A 23,879-nucleotide genomic window follows, 5' to 3' on the forward strand; every position below is an offset into this window, starting at 1 on the left:
CGGCTAGAAATACACTCTTTTTTTCCGAACTAGAACTAACGAAGTAAATCAATAAAATGGGCAAGAATCTTGGCCGTAAGCCCCCAAATCACTTTTCCTTCATAACGGTAGAAATACTCCTCAATCCCACGTGTCCGCCAATTATAATTTTCTCCCCCAACAATAAGGTCAAAGGGAAAATTCACCTCGGGTTCTGCCTTAAATTCAATGCGATAAATCTCTGGTTCATTTTTTATTAAAAATGATAGCGGCACGGTAAAAATCTCACCGACTTCTGAAGGGTTAGGAACAATCGTATTAGGTGTTTTAATGTAGCCAACAAAAGGATAGATTATCATTCCATAAGGTGAAATCATAAAATCCAATGGGAGTACATTTGATATATACTCCTTGCTGACACATAATTCTTCAACGGTTTCACGGATAGCGGCTGCTTTTTCGTCGGTATCCTGGGCATCAATCCTCCCCCCTGGAAAACAAATTTCTCCAGGCTGCCTTCTAAGTTCAAGGGAACGAACTTCTAACAAAACGTGAATCCCGTCCTCTTTTTCAATGAGCGGGACCATAACAGCATATTTTGAAAACTTCTCACTGCCAAGGATCTTTGGTGTATGGTTTTTTAATTTTGATAGGATCGGTTCCAGCTCCATGACTCCACCTCACTTCATTTTCAAATAACTTACTATTACAATACCACTATTTACCTGAATATAAAAAAACAATCCAATTAGTTTGTTGGATTGTTCGCTAAAAAAATTTTATCCCTATTTCTCATACCATGAATACATATAATTAACATCCTCAATTTCTTGTGCAGTTTTTACGATTTTTAATGGATGGAAGGTGTCAATCATAACGGCTAGTTCTAGCGTTTCCTTTTTTCCAATACTCGCTTCTGTTTTCCCGGGATGTGGGCCATGTGGGATACCGCCTGGATGGAGCGTAATGGAACCTTCCTGTACACCTTTACGACTCATAAAATTACCTTCCACATAATAGAGAAGTTCGTCGCTGTTCACATTGCTATGATAATATGGAGCTGGTATGGACTCTGGATGGTAGTCATAGAGTCTTGGAACAAACGAACAGACAACAAAATTATTCCCTTCAAAAGTTTGATGGACTGGCGGCGGCTGATGGACTCTCCCGGTGATTGGTTCAAAATCTTCGATATTAAAAGCCCATGGATATAAATATCCATCCCAGCCCACTACATCCAGGGGATGATGTCCTAAAATATGCGAGGTTATCTTCCCTCTTGATTTTGTTAAAACCTCAAATTCACCCTTTATATCGAATGTCGTCAGTTCCTCCGGGCCACGAAGGTCCCTTTCACAAAATGGGCTATGCTCTAATAGCTGACCATATTCATTTCGGTACCGTCTTGGTGTAGTGATTTGGCTGAAGGATTCAACAAACAGCATTTTTGCCTCTTCATTTTCGTTTGGTATAACACGGTATATGGTCCCAATCGGAATAATTAAATAATCTCCCGGCTGGTAAGATAGGGTCCCATACATCGTTTCTAGTTTTCCAGTCCCATAGTGGACATATAGCATTTCATCGCCATCACCATTTCGATAAAAGCTTGTCATCGGTGCTGTTACATGGGCTGTTCCAATTAATAAATCCTGATTCCCCAAAATATATTCCCTTGCATGAAGGGCATCACCTTTTGTTGGAACTTTACTGGTAAAAAAATGACGGTGTTTGAGAGGCTGCTGGACCTCATATTCTGGCAAATAATCTCTTATTAATTCCGCTTTCACCACTTCTGTTGGCATATACTGATGATACAAAATCGATTGGGTTCCCGAAAACCCCCGTGTCCCCATTACCTGCTCTCGGAATAGGCTCCCATCTGCTTTTTTAAACATTGTATGCCGTTTGTGCGGTATCTTCCCCATTTGGCGGTAATACATGTTTTCACCTCTCTTCAGCGATTATCTCATTCTGTAACACGCCAAGATGATCAATCTCTAACTTAACTCGATCACCTGGTTTTAACCAGCGATGCACTTGATCACCAAGTTCAAGAATACATCCAGATCCGACAGTTCCTGAACCAATCATCTCACCAGGGTATAAGGTGACACCCGCCGAAGCCCTCTCAATCATCTCTCCAAAGGAATAAAATAGGTCTTTCATATTTCCTTCGGAAAGAGGGCGTCCATTTACAATAGCTTTCATGGTAAGATCAAAACCTTTTCCTACTTTTAATGGTTCTAACTCATCTTTTGTAACAATCCATGGTCCTATTGAAGTGGAGAAATCCTTCCCTTTAGCGGGACCAAGGCCAACTTTCATTTCTTTCCTTTGCAGGTCTCTTGCGCTCCAATCATTTAAAATACAGTAGCCAAAAATATGCTCATCCGCTTGATCTGCAGATATATTTCTGCCTTCTTTCCCAATGATGCAGGCAATCTCAAGCTCATAATCAAGCCAGTTACACTCTTTTGGCTTTACAATGGCTTCTCCTGGTCCTTTAATAGCAAGATGATTAGAGAAATAAAAGACAGGGATTTCGTACCATTCTGGAATCATTCCAAGACCCCTATTTTCCCTTGCTTGTTTCACATGCTGTTCAAATGCATAAAAATCACGAAAACTCCTAGGGAATGGCAGCGGCGCCTTTAAACGGAGTTCACTTAATGGATACACTCCTTTATGCTCCTTTGTAAATGAGAAACTGGCGGCATTTTCTAGATTAGCAACACTATTTTCTAGAAAATCCAAGAGATTACTAGGCAGCATTCCACTTGATGCTTCATGCATATCAACCGCATGGTCTTGATCCAATAACCATCCTGCCCTGAATGTCCCATCCATTTTTTCGAACGTTACGAATTTCACAACACTCACCTTTTCTAGGTTTTTCTCTTCATTTCAAACATTTTTGCTAAGGGGTCTGTAAAGATATTTCCTGCCATTCTTCCAATCGGCATCAGTTTCGCAGAATCAATCCGTCCCTTATCAAACAGTTCATCGTTTACATGGAAATGAACTACTTTTCCAATTACTAGACTTCCTGCCCCAGGCTTATCACCAAAATGCAATACTTGTTCTAGTTCACATTCTAGGTGGACAAGCGATTCTTTAATCCTCGGCACCTTGACATTGATACTAGGTTCTTTCGTTAAACCCACTTCCACCATTTCGTCGACATCCGGACTAAATTCAATCGCACAATCATTCATTTGCTCCGCCATACTGTTACTAACAATATTAATAACAAATTGACCAGTGCTTTCAATGTTTACAAGCGTATCTTTTTTAGCTCCATCTGTTCCTCTTCTCATTGGTGAAAAACAAATGAGCATAGGGTCCGCACAAATTGCCGTAAAAAAACTAAATGGTGCCGCATTAGCAGTGCCATTCTCATCCACTGTAGAAACAAAAGCAATTGGACGGGGGAGAATTGACCCAACTAATAATTTATACGCCTCTCTCCATTCAAGTGTTTTCGGGGAGATTTCCATTGCATTTATCACCTCACTTAGTTGAGCTCTAAAAAAGGAAGAGATCTCTCTCCCTTTAGCACTATTAAACTCTTTTCGCTATTCTTTATAAATTTCCACGTCTTTCCTGCTCCCGCTCAATCGACTCAAATAAAGCTTTAAAGTTTCCTTCTCCAAAACCTCGTGCCCCTTTTCGTTGAATAATTTCAACAAATAATGTTGGGCGGTCAACAATTGGTTTCGAGAAAATCTGCAGTAAATACCCCTCATCATCCCTGTCTACTAAAATATTTAACTCACGCAGCTTTTCTATTTCTTCATCAATTTTTCCAATCCGTTCACCTAAGGATTCATAATAGGTATCAGGAGTTTTAAGGAATTCAACCCCATTTTGCTTTAATATGGCTACTGTTGAGACAATATCCTCAGTTAGGATTGCTAAATGCTGTACACCCGGTCCATTATAAAATTCTAGAAATTCCTGAATTTGTGATTTTCGTTTCCCAACCGCAGGTTCATTGATTGGAAACTTGATCCGTCCTCCATTATGCATAACTTTTGACATAAGTGCAGAGTATTCTGTCGTAATGTCCTTGTCAGAGAAATGTTTCATTTCTTTAAAGCCCATAACCTTAGCATAATACTCCACCCATTCCTCCATCCGCTCGACGTTCCCAACGACATGGTCAATCCCAATTAAACCCGTATCTTTAACAGGTAATGCCGCCGAATATGGTTCGAATCCAGGTAAGAATGCACCCTGATAATTTTTGCGTTCTATTAACGTATGGATCGTGTCCCCATATGTACCTAGAACGGCTTTTTTAACCACTCCTGATGCATCTTTCATTTCAAATGGCGCAGTAATAGCAATCGCGCCTCGATTCACAGCCTCTTCAAATGCTTTCTCGACATTATCAACTAAGAGTGCTATGTCCTTCACACCGTCTCCATGCTTCTTAACAAATTGGGCTACTGAACTATCCTCAGTATAAGAACCTGTAAGCACAAGACGAATATTTCGCTGCTGCAGGCAAAAGGAAGCGGTTTCACGATTTCCTGTTTCCAAACCGGAATATGCTACTGGTTCAAAACCAAATGCTGTGCTGAAAAAGTGACATGCCTGTTTGGCATTACCTGTGTAAATCTCAATATAATCCACGTCTCGAACCGGAAAGAAGTCATTAGCTAATTGGTCTGCTCTTACTCTATTTTCTTTCATTTAGAAACCCCCATTAACTAAATATAATAATATTCAGAATTAATTCTAATTCAAAGAATCTTGTCCTTTCAAGGATAGGGTGTAAAGCAATAACGCTTTTTGGTGCTAAAGAAATCAGGATAATTTTTGAGTTATTTCCCGAAAACACAAAAAGAAACTTACCCGTTTCGGGAAGTTTCTACTTTAATCATTTTGGAAATATTATTCATTAGAATAATAGACATTTAAAAAATTTTTTTCGATTAGGAAAGAATCGCCCGATCGCTAGCCATATGTTCACCACGGATCCGTTTAAACTCCGTTAATAAACTTTCGATTGTAAGCTGTTTCTTATTTTCCTCACTGACCTCTAAAATAATCTGGCCCTTGTCCATCATAATTAAACGATTTCCTAAATCAATCGCTTGCTGCATATTATGTGTGACCATTAATGTGGTCAGTTTGTATTTGTCGACGATTTCTCTCGTCAAATTTGTAATTAATTCCGCTCTTGATGGATCAAGTGCCGCTGTGTGCTCATCAAGAAGGAGGATTGATGGCTCTGTGAAGGTTGCCATTAATAAGGATAATGCTTGGCGTTCTCCACCTGATAATAGCCCCACCTTTGCACTAAGTCGATTTTCGAGTCCTAAATGCAATGATTCCAATACCTCACGAAAATAATCACGCCGCTTTTTTGTTACCCCTTGGCGAAGGGTTCTCATTTTGTTGCGTGAGTATGCCATCGCGAGATTTTCCTCAATTGTCATACTTGGAGCCGTTCCTGCCATTGGGTCCTGAAAGACACGTCCAATCATTTTTGACCGCTTGTACTCAGACATATTGGTAACATTTTTCCCGTTAATATGAACTTCACCGACATCTGGGATTAATACACCGGAAATGATATTCATTAATGTTGATTTTCCTGCACCGTTACTTCCAATGACAGTGACAAAATCACCAGGCTGAAGGATCAGATTCACATGATCGATAGCGATTTTTTCATCCGGAGTCCCTTCATTAAAAATCTTATGAATTTCATTTAAGTGTAGCATGATTGTCCCCCTTCACTTCCGCATTCGCCTGGATGATATTCCTTCGCTCTGATCTTCGTCGTGCTTTCCGCTTTTTCTCTTTAGAACCTTCAATGATTTTGGGAGCAGTAAGAGCAATAATAACAATAAGTGCAGTAATCAGCTTCATATCACCTGGGTCTAAGAAATCTACACGTAAGGCTAACGTTACGACGATTCGATAAATGATGGAACCGCCAATCACAGCAAGAGTTGTCCGAGCGATTGTTTTTGTACCAAATAGGGCTTCACCGATAATAACGGAAGCAAGACCAATGACAATCATCCCAATTCCCATACCTACGTCTGCAAATCCACCTTGCTGGGCAATCAGAGCACCCGAAAATGCTACTAATGCATTAGATAAACCTAAGCCAAACACTACAAGAAGATTGGTATTAGCAGAAAGGCTGCGAATCATTCGTTTATTATCTCCTGTTGCTCTAACAGCTAGACCAATTTCCGTCCTTAGGAACAAATCCGTCAGGAATTTAATCACAAATGTAACGATAATCATAAAAAGGAGAATTCCCCATGTTTCCGGCAGGCTATCACCGAGACCGACCATGGAAAGAATATTATTGAAGAAAGAATCAATTCCTGTCTTTTCAAAAAATCCACTGATTTTCGTAAAAGCTGTATCTGTATTTAATAAAGGGATATTGGAACGCCCCATAATTCTCAGATTTATTGAATAAAGTGCAATCATCATTAAAATACCGGAAAGCAAGTTATTAATCTTTCCAAATGTGTGCAGAAGTCCCGTCAAACATCCTGCTGCAAAACCTGCAAATAGTGCCATAATTGTAGCTAAAAATGGATCGGTACCATTCGCAATCATAACCGCTGAAATCGCTGCTCCAGTGACAAAACTCCCATCAACCGTTAAATCTGGAAAATCCAGAATACGAAAGGAAAGATAGACGCCCAGTGCCATAATCGCGTAGATGATACCTGCTTCAAATGATCCAAATATGGCTGTAAACATTGAGATCATCCTTTCTATTATCATAAAGCATCCGAATTAGATGCAATATTTTATGTAGTGACAAAGAGGCAGCCTTCTAAATGAAGGCTCCTCCTTGAAAAATATCATTTATTTACCTTCGTAGAACTCACCTAAACTACTCCAAGCATCATTGACTGTTAAACCTTGAGCTTCAGCAGCCTTCTTGTTAATAACAAGCTTTAAGCTGTTAGGAAGCTCGACAGGGATTTCAGATGCTTTCTTTTTGCCGCTTAAAATGTCAGCTGCCATAACACCAGATTGATAGCCAAGATCGAAATAACTAAATCCACTGGCAGCAACCGCGCCTTTTTTCATGGAATCAAGTTCACCAACAAACAACGGGATTTTCTTGCTGTTAGCAACGGCAATAACTGAATCAAGTGCTGTAACAACGGTATTATCAGTAGGAATATAGATTGCATCTACACGTCCAACTAACGATTCCGAAGCTTGCTTTACTTCTGCAGTAGTTGAAACTGAAACTTTTACAAGTTTAGCACCCTTCTCTTTGACAATCTTTTCAACTTCTTCCACCTGAACAACTGAATTTTGTTCACCAGAGTTATAGATGACCCCAACATTTTTCGCTTTCACTTCGTCCGTAATAAAGCTGATGGTCTTTTTCGTTGCCTCTGGATGGTTATCGGTTGTTCCGGTAATATTCTTACCAGGTTTATCAAAGGCCTCAACCAATCCAGCACCCACTGGGTCTGTCACCGATGTGAAGATAATCGGAATATCTTTGGTGGCATTCAAAGCAGCTGTTGCACTCGGAGTAGCATTTGCAAAGATTAAATCGACTTTATCCCCGACAAAATTATTCGCAATTGTTTGCGTGTTGTTCATGTCTGCTTGAGCGTTTTGTTCATCATAGCTAACTTTAATTCCTTTATCTTTTAAGGCCTTTTTAAAGCCCTCTGTCGCTGCATCTAAAGATGGGTGTGGTGCAAATTGGGTAATACCCACTTTGAATTCCTTATCTTCTCCACCTTTTTCAGTTCCGCCTGCGGATTCTTTACTTCCACACCCTGCAAGCAGCATCATTCCTGCTAAAGCAATCGAAAATACTTTTCCTTTTTTCTTCATCTAGCTAAATCCCCCTCAAATACGAAAATATTAATTTTCAAAAAATTAAATATATTAAAAATTATTCTAGTATTTTTTTGAAAGAAAATCAATAGTTATCGTAAAAATATTTTTTCGCTTTAAAGCAACATAATTGTAAATCCATAATTCCCATGGTAAATAACCTATATTTTCTGCTAAAAAATAAAAATGCCTCCATTTTAAGTGGAGGCATTTTCAGGATATCGAAAAACTTTGGACAGCCTTTTTTATTTCAATTTCTTTAACAATTCACCGCGTTAATTTGTTTAATATAATTATATTGTATATCTTTTCAACAGAGTGTTTTCAATAAAGACCCTTAACTCAACTAATAATATTATGAAGACGTGGTGAAATGATTATTTAAGCCAAAAGATTCTAGACAAAGTGAATATGAACTTGTTTCTATCGATGAATTAGTTTCCGCCGATCAGCTTCTTAGTTTGATTGATAAATATATGAATTTTCATTTCTTCTTGAAAAAGTTCTCCCTTGGATTCCAATATCTTTCAGGAAATCTTTGATGAGAATGTGCTTCAAGCAATGAAAGAATCACAGAAAGGTCGGTGGTCGGGAATTATTAACGGACTATACTTACTTAAAGGTCAATGATAATATGCATAAGTTCACAAAAGAAGTGGTTGAAGTAGAGACTCGTGAATACTTTGAAGAACTTAATAAGGCAATTGAAGAGGACAGAATAAAAAGATTGCAACACATTTGCAAGTTTGGAAAAATGTGTGTTGCAATTCTTTGGGTTGATTTGGCCCCTGTTGATTGGAGCGGAAATCAACAGGCCCAGTTTCATGAGCAACTTATAATATTAATCGTTTTTTGCTTAAGACAAAATAAAAATCTGCCGAGAAAACCCCTTTCTCGACAAACTGAATGCCTCCATATAAAATGGAGGCATTCTAAGAATTATCTTTTCAATAATACTATTCTACCAATCTCGGGTATTTTCAAGTAAAAGGTCAATTTCAACTTTTTTAACGATATTATTATTTTTCTCAGATGTTAGATTTGACGTTGCTTCTAGTAATTTGTCGATATCGATTAGTACAGTACCCATTTCTAACCTCCTGAATGCTAGTTTGTTATTGTTTGATAAATCATTCGACTATTTCATTCAAATAATGGGGGTACCTTCTCAATTAATCTCAAAAAATATAAAAAAAGGGCTAATACATACTGTAGATAGCTAGTGAAAGTATGATATTTTTCACTAAGTTCAAATTATATCATGCGGTGTTTTCCAACGTTGTTCGTTTATCACCTTGGTTGAAAAAGTACTTCATCATCGGTGGTGTAACAATGGTTGTCACTAGCACAACTACCACTAATACGGCAAAAAGTTCCTCGGTGATTAAGTTAGTTTCTAAACCAATTGTGGCAATAATTAACGCAACCTCTCCACGTGAAACCATGGCTGCACCAATTCCAAGGGAATTCTTCCAAGAAAAGCGTGCCATTTTTGCTCCCGCAGCTGCACCAATTAACTTGGTTAAAATAGCAAGGATACTAAGGCCCAACATAAGACCCAGATGTTGAGAGATTCCATCAAAACTTACTGACAAACCAATCGAAGTGAAAAATACAGGCACGAAAATAGAATAACTAATGGTCTCCACTTTCTTAAATATTTCATTTTTATAATTTGTCTGACTAATAGCAACCCCAGCGATATAGGCACCAATAATACCCGCAACACCTGTTAATTCCGCTGCATAAACAAACAGAAAACAAATAATTAATGCACCCGTAACAAGCGATTCTGTGACCTTTAATGGGGCAAATTTCTTTAATAGCCATGGAACAATCTTCCAAGCTACTAAAATAGCACCCGAGAAAAAGAGGACCTTTTTTATAATCATCATGCTTAAATTTACTTCGTCTCCAGCCATACTCATGAGGAAGGCTAAAGCAATGATCACAAGAACATCATCAATGACCGCTGCACCTAAAATTGTTGTCCCTTCTTTAGATTGAATCTTATTTAACTCTTTCAGTGCTTGAACTGAAATACTAACACTAGTTGCGGAAAGTAATAATCCTAAAAATAATGCTTCGATGGTTGTCATATTCAGCAAAACCCCTGACAGAAAACCTGCCAATAAAGGAACAATGATTCCGCTGATCCCTACAAAAGTTGATGCCTTCCAAGTCCGTCTAAATTCATGGATATCAGTCTCCAGCCCTGCGATAAACATTAATAAGATCACACCAATTTGGCTTAGGTCTGCCAAGGTTTTCGTTTCTGAAATTAGCCCCAAAACGGCAGGTCCGATAATAACCCCAATTAATAACTTTCCTAAAACTGATGGCTGGCCTAATTTAACACTAATATCCCCAGCAATCTTTGAGGCAAATAAAATAATGGCTAATTCTAAAATTAATTCCATCCAATCACTACTCCTTTAAAAAAAATAAAAGGGTCTGTGTTTTAACAGACCCTTTTTGAATATACAAAAAAGCCCGTCAACTAAGGGACATAGTAGTCCCTTGGTGACAGGCTCCTCCAGATACAACAGATATTTTATTAATCCTATTATAACATTACTTATATTAACCTTCAATCAAATATAGTCGAAACACGTGATTCTTCCTTTAATGCCACTTTTTCATTGTACCAATTACTTTTTCCTTTAGGACCATAATAAAGGTGGTTTCTCCTTTATTCACTTTTTGCTTATTCCATTCATTAAAGCTGGCAACCGTAATTAAGAAGAGTCCGGCAATTAATAAATAGAACCACCACGGCATATTCCCCCAGTACGGTCTTGTTTGCAGGAATACGTTTAATAATAAAACGCCAGCTCCTACAAAGAAATATGATTTTATTTGTAAGAACATTCCAGCCAACAACGACAACATGGAAAGCGTCCCGACAATGATTGCATCATAAATTGTGTTGCTCGCCAAGCCATCTTGAATTAATAATAATGAAACGATGAGTAGGACTCCCCATTGAACAGCTTTCGTAACCTCCGCATATCGCCCCTTCAAACAACTGCGAATGAAAATGATCAGAATAATAAAGGGAAGAACAATTACTTCCCGCTCCCATAATGGCGGAATATTTAGCTTAGCCATGATTGAATAGTATGGTTGTAATAAATAGGCTCCGCCAAGTATGGTCATTAGGACAGATAACCTTTCAGGTACTCTTTTTCTTTGCAGTAAAAATGAAATTGCGATCAGCATGCCCGGCATTGCATGACTCCAAATAAATGGATCCTCGAACAAATACATAAGACCGAAAAACATGAATGAAACCAGCGTAAAACCGTCTATTTTTATTTGCTGAATTTTTGGTGCATATTCAACTAGCTGTTTGTAAACCAATTGTCCTATCATCGAAAGAACAATTCCTACCCCTCCAGTGACTAGCAATTTAGCAACTTCACCTACGTCACCCATATAAGTGAATTCTATTGTACCAATAAATACTAAAAATAAAGGAACAATCCCTAGAACATCCCAGTGGATTTTATGCAAATAAAACACTGTTCCTAAAGCATAGGCAAGCGTACCAAGATATGGCAGCAGATCAAACGGATAAGTAATCAACGTAAACACAATTCCCATTATTGAAAATGGGACTAAATAATAAGCCGTCCGTTTTTTATATTCATCTTTTGCGAAGAAAGCAAACAAGAATAGTAGCGCACTTGTAAACACAAAATCATAGTTTCCAAAAGATTGATTGATTATTTGATCGAACCCTGTTGAAACTATAAAGAATAAGGTAGTAAAACTACCATAAAGAAAAGCTTTAATTTTCCATTCTACTGTCATCAACTTTGTGCTAATCGCATAGACAAACAACGCAAAGATAAAGCTGTAAATGGAGTCTGTCTGAAATGCGAACCATGTGAATAATAGCGTCAGTGGATAAATGCTGTGTCCTACCCAACCAAAAGCAAATGATATGTTCAAATCATTTTTCCGGCAGAGATAGGCGATCAGCAGCATGATCACTGCACTCGTAGAAGTGATTAAGGAATTCATGGTATGACTTAAAGTAAAGTTCAGCATAATGGCTTGGATAATTGAAAAATACGAAATCAGCGCAGCGATACTTACTAAAAAAGGAACCCACTTCGTCCCAATCTTTTTATACAAATAATAATACATTCCAATCCCAACTAACAGAATAAGCGGTTGAACCCAGACATGGTTAATTTGATTAAACAATGCTTGGAGAATGGCCACAGTATAATGTGCATGGGATGTATACAAAGAGATTTTTTCCAACCTCTTATCCCCTATTGCTCTCCACACAAAACTTGATAATAATACAAGGATGGCAGCAATAGTAAAATTGGCTCCATACCCAAATTCTTTAAGATATAAAGAAAAGTTACTATTCATTTCTTCTCCAAAAGCAGCGATGGAAAGACCAAGTAAACTAGGAGTAATCCATACAGCGGCTTCCTTTAGGAAAATCCTTGCTTCTCTCTTATAAACTAAATAGGCAGCAACCATAAATAAGCATAAGAGAACACCTAATTCCCACCATAATAACAACGAAATAGCCGTCATCATAGCAATCACCATGACCGACATACCAACATCTCTGGAGGCAGTCTGAATGTTCTTTACATACTTTGAAAGGTGCCCAATACCTAACACACTAAATAGGATAAAACCTGTGATAAATAATTGTAGAGAGAAATTTATTGTATCAAAAGGCTGGCTTATTAATGCAATGATTTCATAAATGCTAGAGGCAGCAAAAACCGCGCTTAAATACGGATATAACCTTCTTGAACTGTGCTGGGACAAATAAACAAAGTTAACTGCAATGATGAAATAAGCAAGCATAAGCACAATCGACGGATTCCCTGCACGCAGGAGAATTCCTTCGAGACTTATATAAATAAATGCCATACCGGATATTATTGCACTTGTATATTGAAATGCTTTATTTAATGAAAACTGGTTATTCAAAGCCCTTGGAACAAAGACCATTCCAAATCCGACCAGAGCATAGATTATCGCTCCAAAAGAATCCAGGAAGCTGTGCTCAATTAACTGATAAGCACCATAAACAATCATGATACTAAAAATGAAATGATATTCCCTTCGGCCGCTTACATAAATCATTGATAAATATATAATCGCTGTTAACAGCAAATTGAAGCTGTATAAGACCTTGTTATCGAATAAAAAAAGCATAAACAGTGTACACAAAACAAGATTCACTTGGACATAAGGGATAAATTCCTTCGTAAAAAGTTTGATAGATTCCCTATTCTTTAACTTATGATAAACAAAAATAAAGATGGCATTGAAAATCATCATACCCAAGTAGAAGAAATCAATCTCCAGATGAAAACTAGCTAAAAGAAAGGCCATCCCAAGAGATACCGAAACAAAAGCGAACCAAACAAATAATCTTGATGCTAAGCTTTTTGCAAATAAATAGTAAACAATGACTGGAAGCAAGCTACCCAGCATTCCGAGTAAATAACGCCCTTCCCCAGTAATTGATAAATAGGATCCTAAAAGCCCAAACCATCCCAATGAGAGAATAAATATTGGTAAAAACAAACTTCCAAGGACAGTAAAGGCAAAAGCTGTTTTTTCTATTTTCAATACTTTTTTCGTTAAAAAGGCAATTCCATAAAATAATATAGCAACAATTGCAATGGACCCACTTTTCATGAAATTTGTCATAGATTCCCAATTACTTGTTGCAACAAACAAGCCACCGATTAGTAAGAAGATTACTCCGATGTTTAATAACCACGTAATATTCCTTTCACGAAGCTCTTCTGGTGTTGGTGTCTTCTTCACTTTCGCAGGTTTTTTAGCTACTGGAGTATGGACTTGCCTGCTTTTTTCATTTACAGAAGTTTTTGTCTCCATTTCAATTAAATCTAGATGGTATTGGTGATGTGCTCTTGCAACTGTGTCGACCATTGCATTAGAAAGGTACCCCTCCTCTCGTAATGTGTATAACTCTTTTCTAAAAATTTTCCGCTGCTCTTCTCGTATATTCAAATCCATAAAATCTCCCCACAATCATACTAAAATGGAAATAATACCAAATTTTTCTTTATAGTGTAATTTTACACCATTTATGAATATTTTCCAATATATTCTCAAAAAAACGTAATCCTTCGCATCTCTTTCTTAAAGATTTTACGTTTGGGTAAAATATCTGTATGATGTAAGAGGATTTACTTAAATAGACGGAGGAAACTATGCTTACATATAATGAAAAATTAGCGATTATCGAATCATTTCCTGAATTGGAGAGAAAAAATGTTTCACTAGGACGAGTCAATTTTCAGTTCGAAGGCAGTGTCTCAGATAAGAAAAACATTGTTTATCACTTACACCCAAACGGGAATGGATTTATTTATGCTGGACAGTTGGACAATTATGATACGGATGAAAAAGGAATGGTCAATATCCGTGATTACTCCGAAGACCAACTCCGTAAATTGTTAAAACAATCAATTCAATCCCTATCTCCAGTCGAAAAAACGGCTGCAGAAGAAGCGATTATTGGAGATTCAAAAGAGGAGCGTTGGGTAGATAGTGAAAATAGTGTCCTAATTCTAGTGGAAGAAAATGAATCCTGGAATATCTATTACGGGTTAAACCTGGATGCAACCTTTGATACCTATGAGGAAGCTGAGATGTTTTTACAAGAAGAGGGTTTTACTAGGCAGTAAATGAATGAAACAAGGCGGTGCATCTGCACCGCCTTTACTTTATATACTTTCTTTGTCGATCCATTCGTCTAAGCGGATAATGCTTTGTTTGGCTCGTTCATATTCAATCGTCCGATAATGATGCATACCGCCTTCTTCTTCATCCTTTTCATCGGCCCATTTAACAATTTGTTGTAATGGTGTCCGGACAATATCATTAGATGGCAAAAATGAGTCGGTATGGAATAAAATGGCGAGTGCGATTGACTTTGCTTTGATTGGATTTTCACCAAGGCGAATCAAGAGCTTATGGGCCCTTTCCGCCCCTTTGATTGGGTGAATGTCATTTTGTTTGTATAAGTCATAATCCCATTTTCCATTTTTATACCATGTATAATGACCCATGTCATGGAGGAGTCCTGCTTTTGCAGCAATGTCTACATCCAGTTGATGTTCCTTCCCTAATTGAAAGGCATGGTAGGCAACTGCAATCGCATGGGCAAGACCTGAACGATTCAAATATTTTTGGGCAATATGATGTTCAAATATATTCAATAAGGTAACGTCTCTCATGCGAAGCCTCTCCTAACTTTTTTAAAATAATATATTTTTCTTATTATATGATAACAATTGGTACATGGCTATTTTTTATTTATAAAAAATAGCAGCAAGCATTTAAATGCCTGCTGCTACCTTTAAACAAATTATTTTAACGCTTCGACTTCCGATAGCCTTGATCCTGTGCTTCTTTTTCTGAACAGAACCAGACGATATTGTCTGTGGTGGATTTGTAATAACTACCACCAGGTACATGATAAATATGAGAATTTGCATTCCCTTTAATTTTCCCTTTACAATCCAAGTTAGTTTCTTGATCATCATTTGGGTTATTTTCATAATTATTTCCAGATGATGTGTTTGGATTTGTCCCTTTTTCACCTGCGCTCTTGGTATTATCCGTGTTATACCCATCCTCTAGGGCATAATTTTCAATGGACCAAATGCCTATACCCTTTTTTTGTGCTTTCTTTTGGATCGCATAAAATTCATCAACATATTGAGTATTGGGTGCATAGATATAGGCTACTCGTGCAAGTCCTTCCTCAAGCAGCATTTCATTAAACATTTTTCCATTTACATAAATATAAGCAAGTAACCGACCATATTTATCTCGTCCTTCGCCAATTCCAGGTTCTATTTCAACTTTTGTACCGACAGCGAGAATCTTCTTAGTGTACTCAGACGCTTCCGGTCCAAATGGTTGAACACCTAAGCGGGGATGGTGTGTCTCTGGTGTATCCACACAGAGCATTCTGACCTTTTCGACCGTCCCATTAAGATTAATCTCAACGGTATCCCCATCGACATTCTTTACAATAGTAGCGGGAAGCAATTTCTTATTAGCAGTTTTCTGCTCTGGAACTTCAGATTGAGATGGTGAAGCATCGCTCGTTTCATTCGTATTCACTTCTTTATTCTTGATAATAGAGGTTGGTTTTGGTTCATTCTTATCCTTTGAGGTTTCGCTATCAGTACACCCAGTGAGAATGATAGGGATAAGGACGAGTAATGAAATGATTAATTGGTAAATTCTCTTGTTCATTGCAAGTTCCCCTTAATGTTATTTCCGATAATTTTTGTAGCAAAAGAAAAAGAGAGAAGGTTTCGCTTCTTCTCTCTTTAACCGTGTTATTCTTCTGTTGTCTCAGTGTCACCTTTTGGACCTAAATATTCATAATCGTTAGGGTTAATTGGTGTATAACCTTCTGGCTTATAGAAACGTAGTAAGTCTTTGTAAACAATCTCATCCGACATATTAAGTTCCATATTAACTTTGCTATCTACATCCTTACAAGTCGTACTATCCTCTAATAATTCACCTGTTGCAGAAGAATAGCATTTCTCATTAATCTGGATGGCATCTGATGTTACAAAATCACCGTTTCTAAATAATGCCCAATTACGGTGTTGTTTAGAAAGTAAATCTGAACCAAATTCCATATAATCTTTCGTATCTATACCTAATAAATGAAGAACCGTTGGACGGACATCGACTTCCCCGCCAACTTGATGTTGAATACCGCCTTTTACACCAGGTACATGAATAAATAATGGAACACGTTGTAATTTTGCATTGATTGCAGGAGTGATTTCGTCCACACCCATAACCTTTGCCATTGCATCGTTATGGTTTTCAGAAATGCCGTAATGGTCACCATACATAACAATAATGGTATTATCATACATACCGTTTGCTTTTAAATCATTAAAGAATTGCTCGAACGCCTGATCCATATAGTTTGCAGATTGGAAATATTGGTTTACAACCGTATCTCCATAATCACCAGCAGGAAAATTTGTATCCTCTGGATCCATTTCAAATGGGAAATGATTAGACAATGAAATGAACTTTGTATAGAACGGCTGCTTTAAGCTTTCAAGTAATGGGATAGATTCCTTAAAGAAAGGCTTATCTTTCATTCCATAGTTTTTTGTATTTTCATCTGACATGCTATAGTACTCTGCATCAAAGAATTTATCGTATCCAAATGCTTTATAAATAACATTTCGATTCCAGAATGTTTTATAGTTACCATGTAAGACTGCGGAACTATATCCTTGTCCTTTTAAAATCGATGGCATTGCTTGATAGGTGTTTTGGGCTTTGTTAACAAAAACCGCACCTTGTGCCATTGGATAAAGTGAGTTTTCCATTAAGAATTCGGCATCCGATGTTTTTCCTTGACCTGTTTGATGATAGAAATTATCAAAATAGAAGGTATTATTGTCATTTGCCAATGAATTTAAAAATGGTGTTACTTCTTGTCCGTTAGGCATTTTATAATTAATCATAAAACTTTGAAAGGATTCCATTGAAATATAAATTACGTTCATACCCTTAGCTTTACCAAAGTATTTTGGATTTGGGGCAGAATAATTTGCTTTACGGTAGTTCTCAACATCAGTAATATCACTGCTATCAGCCAACGCACGCTGACTTGATGACTTAATATTTTGAATAACATCATAAATAGTAAAGTTGTACGCACCAAGGTATTTTACTAAATAATTGCGGTCAAAAGAACGTGACAGCAGTTGAGGACGATCCTTTTCCGCTAAACCTAGATTAAATAGAAAAGTAGTGATTGAAAATAATAGAACAATTTTATAAGTTTTTCTGTTCGATACCGTTACTTTTTTGAAGACTGTTAATGCTAATGCAATTAAAATAAACATATCTGTAAAATAAAAAATATCAAAAGGAGACATTAACGAAAGTGCACTGTCACCGAGTTGTCCAGCATTCGTCTTGGTTTGCATCAACACTGGCACCGTAATGAAATCATTAAAGAAGCGATAATAGGCAATATTCGCGTACAATAAGAATGATAACAGGAAGTTAATTAATATCATAATTAACTTTGAATGCTTCTTAAAAAGCAGTGCTATACCAAAGAAGAATAGTGCTGAACTTAAAGGATTTATCAAAAGTAGGAACTTTTGCAGGTTATTTTCAATACCTAAGTTAAATTCAATTTGATATGCTGCATAGGTCTTAATCCAAAATAAAACAACTGCAGCTGCAAAAAATGTAATATGACTATTTTTTATTGTTTCAGGTAGTCTAATTTTATTCATTTAAAAATTTCTCCCCTCACTTACCAATTAAGCTCCGGTAAACGAACCTCAATTACTATATCACATTTCTTTTCAAAATAAAAACAAAAATCATGTTAGATCTTCCAATTCTTATCAACATAAATCTACATTCTTTGCTAACACTTTAGCCATGTTTTAAATTGGTCATTTCTATTTCTATGTCATTTATTTGTTGGACATGACTATTTTCGAGTCCTCAATTATATAAGACGAATATGTTTTATTTTAGTTTCAAATTTTTATTTACTACGTGATACGTTCCATTAAGTCACCATTTCTACATATATTAAACCTGAATGGATGTGGGAGCAATATGAATTTAGCCTTATCTTTTACAAAAATGGAGCCATGTTTACTTGAATGAACTATGTAAACATTGGAAAGTATATACACAGAGGACAGAAGAAAATTTCAAAGGAGAATCTTATGCCCCGAATAAGGCCTGAATTTACAAAGAGCCCATATTTTGTTGATGAACCGGGAAATTGGCATTTAAAGCCTGGTGCACCGAAGGAAATGCAGGTAGAACTCAATCATTATCTCAATAGCATGGAAGATATTGATGAGCCAGGTACGATCAATGGTGTACATATTGATTACCCTTAGGAATGAAAAATTGCCCAATATATAATAGAAGAAAGCGATTGCAAACCCTTAACAAAACCAAAAAAATATGACTAGGAGTGAAAAGAATGAATGTTAATCGAGTGAAACAAATTTTATCGTCATCCGCAGATATTGAGGTCAAGTATAATGGTGTATCTGTATGGATTGACCAACTACATGAAGATGGGCAGACTGCAACTGTCCATTTACGCGGGCCATTGGAAGAACGATCCAATGTTAATATTGGCGAATTAGTGGAAGAATAATTCCATTGGATTATGTGAAATTATCTAACCTCTGATTTATCCATAATAAAAAGGCAGGATTGAGATTCCTGCCTTACACCATATCTTCATTCTCTTTTTCAATATCACTTGATTGAGGTTGTTCTCCTTGGACAATACCACCAAGTACCTCTCTGTTATTCCTATTGGCATCATTTCCTGCTCCCGGCACAATATTGGCCTTAGGGAGTTGTTCTAATTCTTTACCTTTTGGCATGTTTCCTCACTCCTTACAGTTAAATTATCCATTTAGTTGGAATATTAGTTATCCAACTTTTGGTTAATTGTTGTTAATACTGTACTTAGCTAATAATTGCAAAGTCATGTCATCCATTGGAGGATTATGAAGACCTGCGCGTACGTCCCGATAATATCGTTGCAATGGATTACTTAATGATAGACTTTTTGCTCCCACGATTCGCATGGCTAAGTCAACAATATCAATAGCCAAATTGGTCACTGTTAATTTTGCTGCACCTAAGTGTGCCCCCATTTTTTCTCTATCCTCATCGTTTGATGCATCCCACTGTTTGGCAGCCCCATATAAAAAGTACTCGGATTGCATGACCTTCAGTTCTATTTCACCCAGTTTTTGTTGTACATTTGGTAAATCAATGATTGGTCCTACGATACTATTAGGAGAATACTCCTTTGCAAATTGAATTGCATATCTTTGGGCTGCTTTTGCTATGCCAAGATAGCAAGCTGGAATATGTAAGAGCCATCCATTTACTTTTTTTCCTGCGGAACTAAACTCTTCGACAAGATTTTCAGCTGAGACCAAACAATCCTCAAGTATTAAGTCATGACTGCCTGTCCCTCTTAAAGCAATACTGTCCCATGTTTCTTCAATTATTATCCCTTTTGACGTTCGAGGGATTAGAAAATTGGCCACTTCACCTGTTTCTTTAATGGTCGCACTAACGATAAAGTAATCAAGGACAGGAGACATCGTCGTAAACGTTTTTCTTCCATTTATAACCCAGCCATGCTTACACTTTTCCGCCGTTGTTTCCGGTCTTCCACCCCGAGTAGGACTACCTGTTTTCGGTTCACTTTGAGCACTATTTATTAATGCACCTTTATTCACCTGTTCACAAATTTCCTTAAAGACCGGCTCCTTCCATGAGTTTTTTTCATTAAGATTCATGATAATACCCATATGCCATCCGATGGAAAGAGCAGTTGCCCCATCACCCTCGGCTATCGTTTCTTGAAGTCGAATGAGTTCATAAAGTGTTATTTCCTGACCGCCATACCTAGAGGGTACAGTTAATGTAGTGTATCCTGAATTTTTAAGGTCCAGTATATTTGCATAGGGAAAGCCGCCCTCTATGTCTATTTGATGTGCACGCAATTTAAATTGTTTCGAAAGGCTGCTCATAAGTTCGATTCGTTCATCCAATGTTCGTTTTTCAAGAAAATTCATCATCTATCTCTCCTACTCAATTAAAAAATTAATTTGTTTGTGTCAAATGTGTGTCATACCTCACTGAAAGTCAAATGCTTGTTGTTCTATAATACAAGAAGAAAAATCTTCCATGCTACTGAACACATTTCTTTCTTAATATATAACTTAAGATTGAGGAAATAATAAAATGGCATGGGAATTAAAGGGGGATTTTTATGAAACAAGGATCAAAACAACTTTTTATACAAACTGGAAGCCTTGTTGCTGGTTTTATGGTTTGGGTACTTATATCATCACTTATGCCTTTTATAAAAGCAGATATTCAACTTACTTCTTCACAAATTGCATGGGCAACAGCCGTCCCTGTGATCCTTGGCTCACTGCTTCGTGTGCCGCTTGGCTATTGGACGAATCGCTATGGTGCTCGTCTTTTATTTACAATTAGTTTCATAATACTACTTATTCCTATTGCATTGTTAAGCTATGCTGATTCCTTGCTTACGCTTATCATTGGCGGATTATTACTTGGGATAGGTGGTGCTGTTTTTTCTGTTGGTGTAACCTCCCTTCCTAAATATTATGAAAAATCAAAACACGGGTTTATTAATGGAATATACGGAGCAGGTAACATTGGAACAGCAATCACTTCTTTTTCCGCGCCTGTTCTTGCTACCGCATATGGTTGGAGAAACACTATAAAAATCTACCTGCTAGTTGTACTTCTCTTTGCTCTCTTTAATTTTATATTTGGGGATAGAAAGGAACGAAAAGTTAACATATCCTTATTTGACCAAATCAAAGAGGTATATAAAAATCCAAAACTATGGTTTCTAAGTTTATTTTATTTTATCACGTTTGGTTCCTTCGTGGCCTTCACCATTTATTTACCATCGTTCTTAGTCAATCACTTTGAATTGGATAAAGTGGATGCAGGACTCCGGACAGCCGGTTTTATTGCCTTGGCCACCATTTTTAGACCAATCGGGGGATGGTTAGGCGATAAAATTAATCCTTTTCTTATTTTAATGGCTGTTTTCTTTAGCTTAACGTTCGCAGGATTTCTATTGTCGTTTACTCCATCGCTGCCAATCTATTCGTTTGGCTGCTTATTGGTTGCATTCTTTGCGGGTATCGGAAATGGCGCGATATTTAAACTAGTCCCATTATATTTTTCCAAGCAAGCTGGTATTGTGAATGGTATTGTGTCAGCCATGGGGGGGCTTGGTGGTTTTTTTCCTCCAGTTATTCTTACCATTCTCTTTAATTGGACTGGACATTATGCAATTGGGTTTATGTCCCTCTCTGAGTTTTCATTAGCAAGTCTAGTTATTGTTGTTTGGCTGTATTACCAAGATAAACTAGATATTTCTGCTAAGATTGTTAACCATGCCTTAGATGGCATTTGTGTAACCGATGTTCATGGAATCATTCAAAGTGTAAATCCTGCATTTACGAAAATTACCGGATATAGTCAAGCCGAAGTTGTAGGTAAAACCCCGAGTGTACTTCAATCCGGGGAACATGGAAATGAATTTTACAATCAAATGTGGGAGAGTCTAAAGACCAATGGCGTTTGGGAAGGGTACATTTGGAATAAACGCAAAAATAATGAGATATACAGAGAATGGCTAACCATAACAGCCATTAAAGATGACGTTGGAGAAACTAAAAACTATGTAGGAATGTTTTATGAGGATAACGAAAAATCATAGATAAGCATAACAGCAAAAGGAGACCTTTCACCGTGGAAGGTCTCCTTTTGCTATGCTTATGGATCAAATTATTACAACTTTTTGTCATCCGCCTTGAGTTCACAGTTCGTTCACCATTTTTGTGACGTACGTCACAAAATTCATGTTACCATCTGATTTATAGTAATAACATAAACAACAAATTCTTTTGAAAATAAAATTTAAAACACTTTAGGGGGAATAAATAATGGCCCGAATTAATTACTGGAACCCAGAAGATGAAAAGTTCTGGAAAGCAGAAGGAAAAAAACATGCACGTCGAAATTTATGGATTTCTGTACCATCATTAATGATCGCATTTATTGTCTGGCAAATTTGGTCCGTGGTTGCCGTTAGACTTAACGACATCGGCTTCCATTTTACTGAAGAACAACTCTTTACACTTGCAGCTGTTCCTGGCTTGGTTGGTGCAACACTACGTTTTGTTTATACATTCGCAGTTGGCTCGATTGGCGGTAAGAACTGGACCGTCATATCCACAGCAGTCTTAGCGATTCCTGCGATTGGAATTGGATTTGCCGTTCAGAATCCGGAGACACCCTTTTCAATCATGCTAACTCTAGCAGCTCTTTGTGGTCTAGGCGGAGGTAATTTCTCATCCTCTTCAGCGAATATAAGCTTTTTCTTTCCGAAAAAAGAAAAAGGAACAGCACTTGGTATTAATGGTGGTTTAGGTAACATGGGGGTATCTGTGGTTCAATTCGTTACACCATTAATTGTTACTTCAGGAACTTTTGCACTAGTTGGCGGCAATCAAGTGTTAGCAAATGGTCAGAAAGTTTGGTTACAAAATGCAGCATTTATCTGGGTTATTCCAATTGTAATTTTAACAATCCTAGCTATGTTTAAAATGGATAATGTTCCTGGTGCAAAACAATCCGTATCAGATCAATTTGTCATCGTTAAACGTAAACACACATGGATAATGACAGCTCTTTATGTAGCAACTTTTGGTTCATTCATTGGTTATTCAGCGGCCTTCCCGCTCCTTTTAAGATCACAATTTCCTGAGCATATTTCACTTGCGTTCCTTGGAGCCTTAGTGGCAGCGGCAGCAAGACCTGTAGGCGGTTGGTTGGCTGACAAACTTGGCGGTGCTAAAGTCACTGCATATGTTTTAGTCATCATGGGCATTGGTGCAGCGGGGGTTATTTACTTCCTAAATGGAAAACAATTTGCTGGATTCTTAGTATCTTTCTTAGTTCTTTTCGTTGCATCTGGTATTGGTTCAGGTTCAACATTCCAAATGATTCCAAACCTTTTTATTCCTAAGGAAGCCGCACCTGTCATCGGATTCTCGGCAGCATTTGCAGCATATGGCTCATTCTTTATTCCAAAGTTATTTGGATGGTCTGTTAAAGCTACTGGCACACCGGTTACTGCCTTTTACTTCTTTATCGGTTTTTATGTCATATCCTTTGCGCTTAACTGGTATTTTTATCAAAGAAAAGCAACTGCAGCAAAAGCACTTACACAGCAGGTCGGGTAATCCCGGCTTGTTTTTTTTAATAGCTCTGTTAAAGTTGCCTGTTGATTTCCGCTCCGGGCACTTCGCTTTCCTCGGGCGGTCCGGCGAGCCTCCTCGTCTCTGCGCTCCTGCGGGGTCTCCCCTGCCCCGTCCTCCCGCAGGAGTCTTCGTGCCCTCCAC

21 protein-coding genes and 1 pseudogene are annotated in these 23,879 nt (G+C 37.5%); 6 read left to right on the forward strand and 16 right to left on the reverse strand.

What is annotated here, in order from left to right; genetic code table 11:
* Positions 1-35 precede the first annotated feature (35 nt).
* From BR30_RS0103115 to BR30_RS0103150, 8 genes are all read right to left on the reverse strand, one after another.
* Entirely contained in the window at positions 36-650 is a 615-nt protein-coding gene (locus tag BR30_RS0103115) for an NUDIX hydrolase (protein WP_026563720.1), read from the reverse strand.
* A 114-nt stretch (positions 651-764) separates the two neighbouring features.
* Positions 765-1,922 carry a homogentisate 1,2-dioxygenase gene (locus tag BR30_RS0103120; RefSeq protein WP_026563721.1) on the reverse strand — a complete coding sequence of 386 codons (1,158 nt, stop codon included), beginning with the start codon at positions 1,920-1,922 and terminating at the stop codon, positions 765-767.
* A 4-nt stretch (positions 1,923-1,926) separates the two neighbouring features.
* Positions 1,927-2,853, reverse strand: coding sequence for a fumarylacetoacetate hydrolase family protein (locus tag BR30_RS0103125; RefSeq protein ID WP_026563722.1), 927 nt, complete (start codon positions 2,851-2,853; stop codon positions 1,927-1,929).
* A 14-nt stretch (positions 2,854-2,867) separates the two neighbouring features.
* Positions 2,868-3,479, reverse strand: coding sequence for a flavin reductase family protein (locus tag BR30_RS0103130; RefSeq protein WP_026563723.1), 612 nt, complete (start codon positions 3,477-3,479; stop codon positions 2,868-2,870).
* An 85-nt stretch (positions 3,480-3,564) separates the two neighbouring features.
* Positions 3,565-4,680, reverse strand: coding sequence for a 4-hydroxyphenylpyruvate dioxygenase (hppD, locus tag BR30_RS0103135; protein WP_026563724.1), 1,116 nt, complete (start codon positions 4,678-4,680; stop codon positions 3,565-3,567).
* A gap of 242 nt (positions 4,681-4,922) precedes the next feature.
* Complete coding sequence (locus tag BR30_RS0103140; protein ID WP_026563725.1) at positions 4,923-5,717, reverse strand: ABC transporter ATP-binding protein; 795 nt, start codon at positions 5,715-5,717, stop codon at positions 4,923-4,925.
* Complete coding sequence (locus BR30_RS0103145) at positions 5,701-6,723, reverse strand: ABC transporter permease (protein WP_026563726.1); 1,023 nt, start codon at positions 6,721-6,723, stop codon at positions 5,701-5,703. Before BR30_RS0103145 ends, BR30_RS0103140 begins: the two co-directional genes overlap by 17 nt.
* A 108-nt stretch (positions 6,724-6,831) precedes the next feature.
* Entirely contained in the window at positions 6,832-7,830 is a 999-nt protein-coding gene (locus BR30_RS0103150) for an ABC transporter substrate-binding protein (protein WP_026563727.1), read from the reverse strand.
* Positions 7,831-8,346: 516 nt separating this feature from the next.
* On the opposite strand from BR30_RS0103150, the pseudogene BR30_RS36460 reads away from it, so the two are divergent.
* Positions 8,347-8,551: pseudogene (locus BR30_RS36460) on the forward strand (IS5/IS1182 family transposase); the annotation flags it as partial.
* A gap of 243 nt (positions 8,552-8,794) precedes the next feature.
* On the opposite strand, the gene BR30_RS38350 reads toward BR30_RS36460, so the two are convergent.
* The 3 genes from BR30_RS38350 to BR30_RS0103170 form a co-directional block, all read right to left on the reverse strand.
* A complete protein-coding gene (locus BR30_RS38350; protein WP_269320597.1) occupies positions 8,795-8,923 on the reverse strand; it encodes a hypothetical protein in 129 nt (42 codons plus the stop codon).
* Positions 8,924-9,092: 169 nt separating this feature from the next.
* Positions 9,093-10,253, reverse strand: a complete 1,161-nt coding sequence (locus tag BR30_RS0103165) for a cation:proton antiporter (RefSeq protein ID WP_026563729.1) — start codon at positions 10,251-10,253, stop codon at positions 9,093-9,095.
* A 205-nt stretch (positions 10,254-10,458) separates the two neighbouring features.
* A complete protein-coding gene (locus tag BR30_RS0103170; RefSeq protein WP_026563730.1) occupies positions 10,459-13,866 on the reverse strand; it encodes a hypothetical protein in 3,408 nt (1,135 codons plus the stop codon).
* Positions 13,867-14,063: 197 nt separating this feature from the next.
* On the opposite strand from BR30_RS0103170, the gene BR30_RS0103175 reads away from it, so the two are divergent.
* Positions 14,064-14,540: a hypothetical protein gene (locus BR30_RS0103175; RefSeq protein WP_026563731.1), complete on the forward strand. Its 477-nt coding sequence runs from the start codon at positions 14,064-14,066 to the stop codon at positions 14,538-14,540.
* 39 nt (positions 14,541-14,579) lie between these two features.
* Here BR30_RS0103175 and BR30_RS0103180 read toward each other — a convergent pair whose 3' ends face one another.
* From BR30_RS0103180 to BR30_RS0103190, 3 genes are all read right to left on the reverse strand, one after another.
* Positions 14,580-15,092 (reverse strand): HD domain-containing protein, encoded by a 513-nt coding sequence (locus tag BR30_RS0103180; RefSeq protein WP_026563732.1) that lies wholly within the window; start codon positions 15,090-15,092, stop codon positions 14,580-14,582.
* Between the two features lie 136 nt (positions 15,093-15,228).
* Positions 15,229-16,122, reverse strand: coding sequence for a thermonuclease family protein (locus BR30_RS0103185; RefSeq protein WP_026563733.1), 894 nt, complete (start codon positions 16,120-16,122; stop codon positions 15,229-15,231).
* 86 nt (positions 16,123-16,208) lie between these two features.
* The gene (locus BR30_RS0103190) at positions 16,209-18,158 is read right to left on the reverse strand and encodes a lipoteichoic acid synthase (protein ID WP_026563734.1); all 1,950 of its coding nucleotides are present in this window, start codon (positions 18,156-18,158) and stop codon (positions 16,209-16,211) included.
* Positions 18,159-18,605: 447 nt separating this feature from the next.
* Here BR30_RS0103190 and BR30_RS0103195 point away from each other — a divergent pair, with 447 nt between their 5' ends.
* A complete protein-coding gene (locus BR30_RS0103195; protein WP_026563735.1) occupies positions 18,606-18,785 on the forward strand; it encodes a hypothetical protein in 180 nt (59 codons plus the stop codon).
* Between the two features lie 86 nt (positions 18,786-18,871).
* Positions 18,872-19,051 (forward strand): H-type small acid-soluble spore protein, encoded by a 180-nt coding sequence (locus tag BR30_RS0103200; RefSeq protein WP_026563736.1) that lies wholly within the window; start codon positions 18,872-18,874, stop codon positions 19,049-19,051.
* Between the two features lie 73 nt (positions 19,052-19,124).
* On the opposite strand, the gene BR30_RS37225 is transcribed toward BR30_RS0103200, so the two are convergent.
* A complete protein-coding gene (locus tag BR30_RS37225) occupies positions 19,125-19,286 on the reverse strand; it encodes a hypothetical protein (protein ID WP_026563737.1) in 162 nt (53 codons plus the stop codon).
* Positions 19,287-19,349: 63 nt separating this feature from the next.
* Positions 19,350-20,498: an acyl-CoA dehydrogenase family protein gene (locus tag BR30_RS0103210; RefSeq protein WP_026563738.1), complete on the reverse strand. Its 1,149-nt coding sequence runs from the start codon at positions 20,496-20,498 to the stop codon at positions 19,350-19,352.
* Between the two features lie 197 nt (positions 20,499-20,695).
* Here BR30_RS0103210 and BR30_RS0103215 point away from each other — a divergent pair, with 197 nt between their 5' ends.
* Both BR30_RS0103215 and BR30_RS0103220 read left to right on the forward strand, forming a co-directional pair.
* The gene (locus BR30_RS0103215) at positions 20,696-22,192 is read left to right on the forward strand and encodes a nitrate/nitrite transporter (RefSeq protein WP_026563739.1); all 1,497 of its coding nucleotides are present in this window, start codon (positions 20,696-20,698) and stop codon (positions 22,190-22,192) included.
* Between the two features lie 226 nt (positions 22,193-22,418).
* Positions 22,419-23,720, forward strand: a complete 1,302-nt coding sequence (locus BR30_RS0103220) for a NarK family nitrate/nitrite MFS transporter (protein ID WP_026563740.1) — start codon at positions 22,419-22,421, stop codon at positions 23,718-23,720.
* The last annotated feature ends 159 nt before the right edge of the window (positions 23,721-23,879 follow it).

It is taken from the genome of Bacillus sp. UNC41MFS5 (assembly GCF_000686805.1).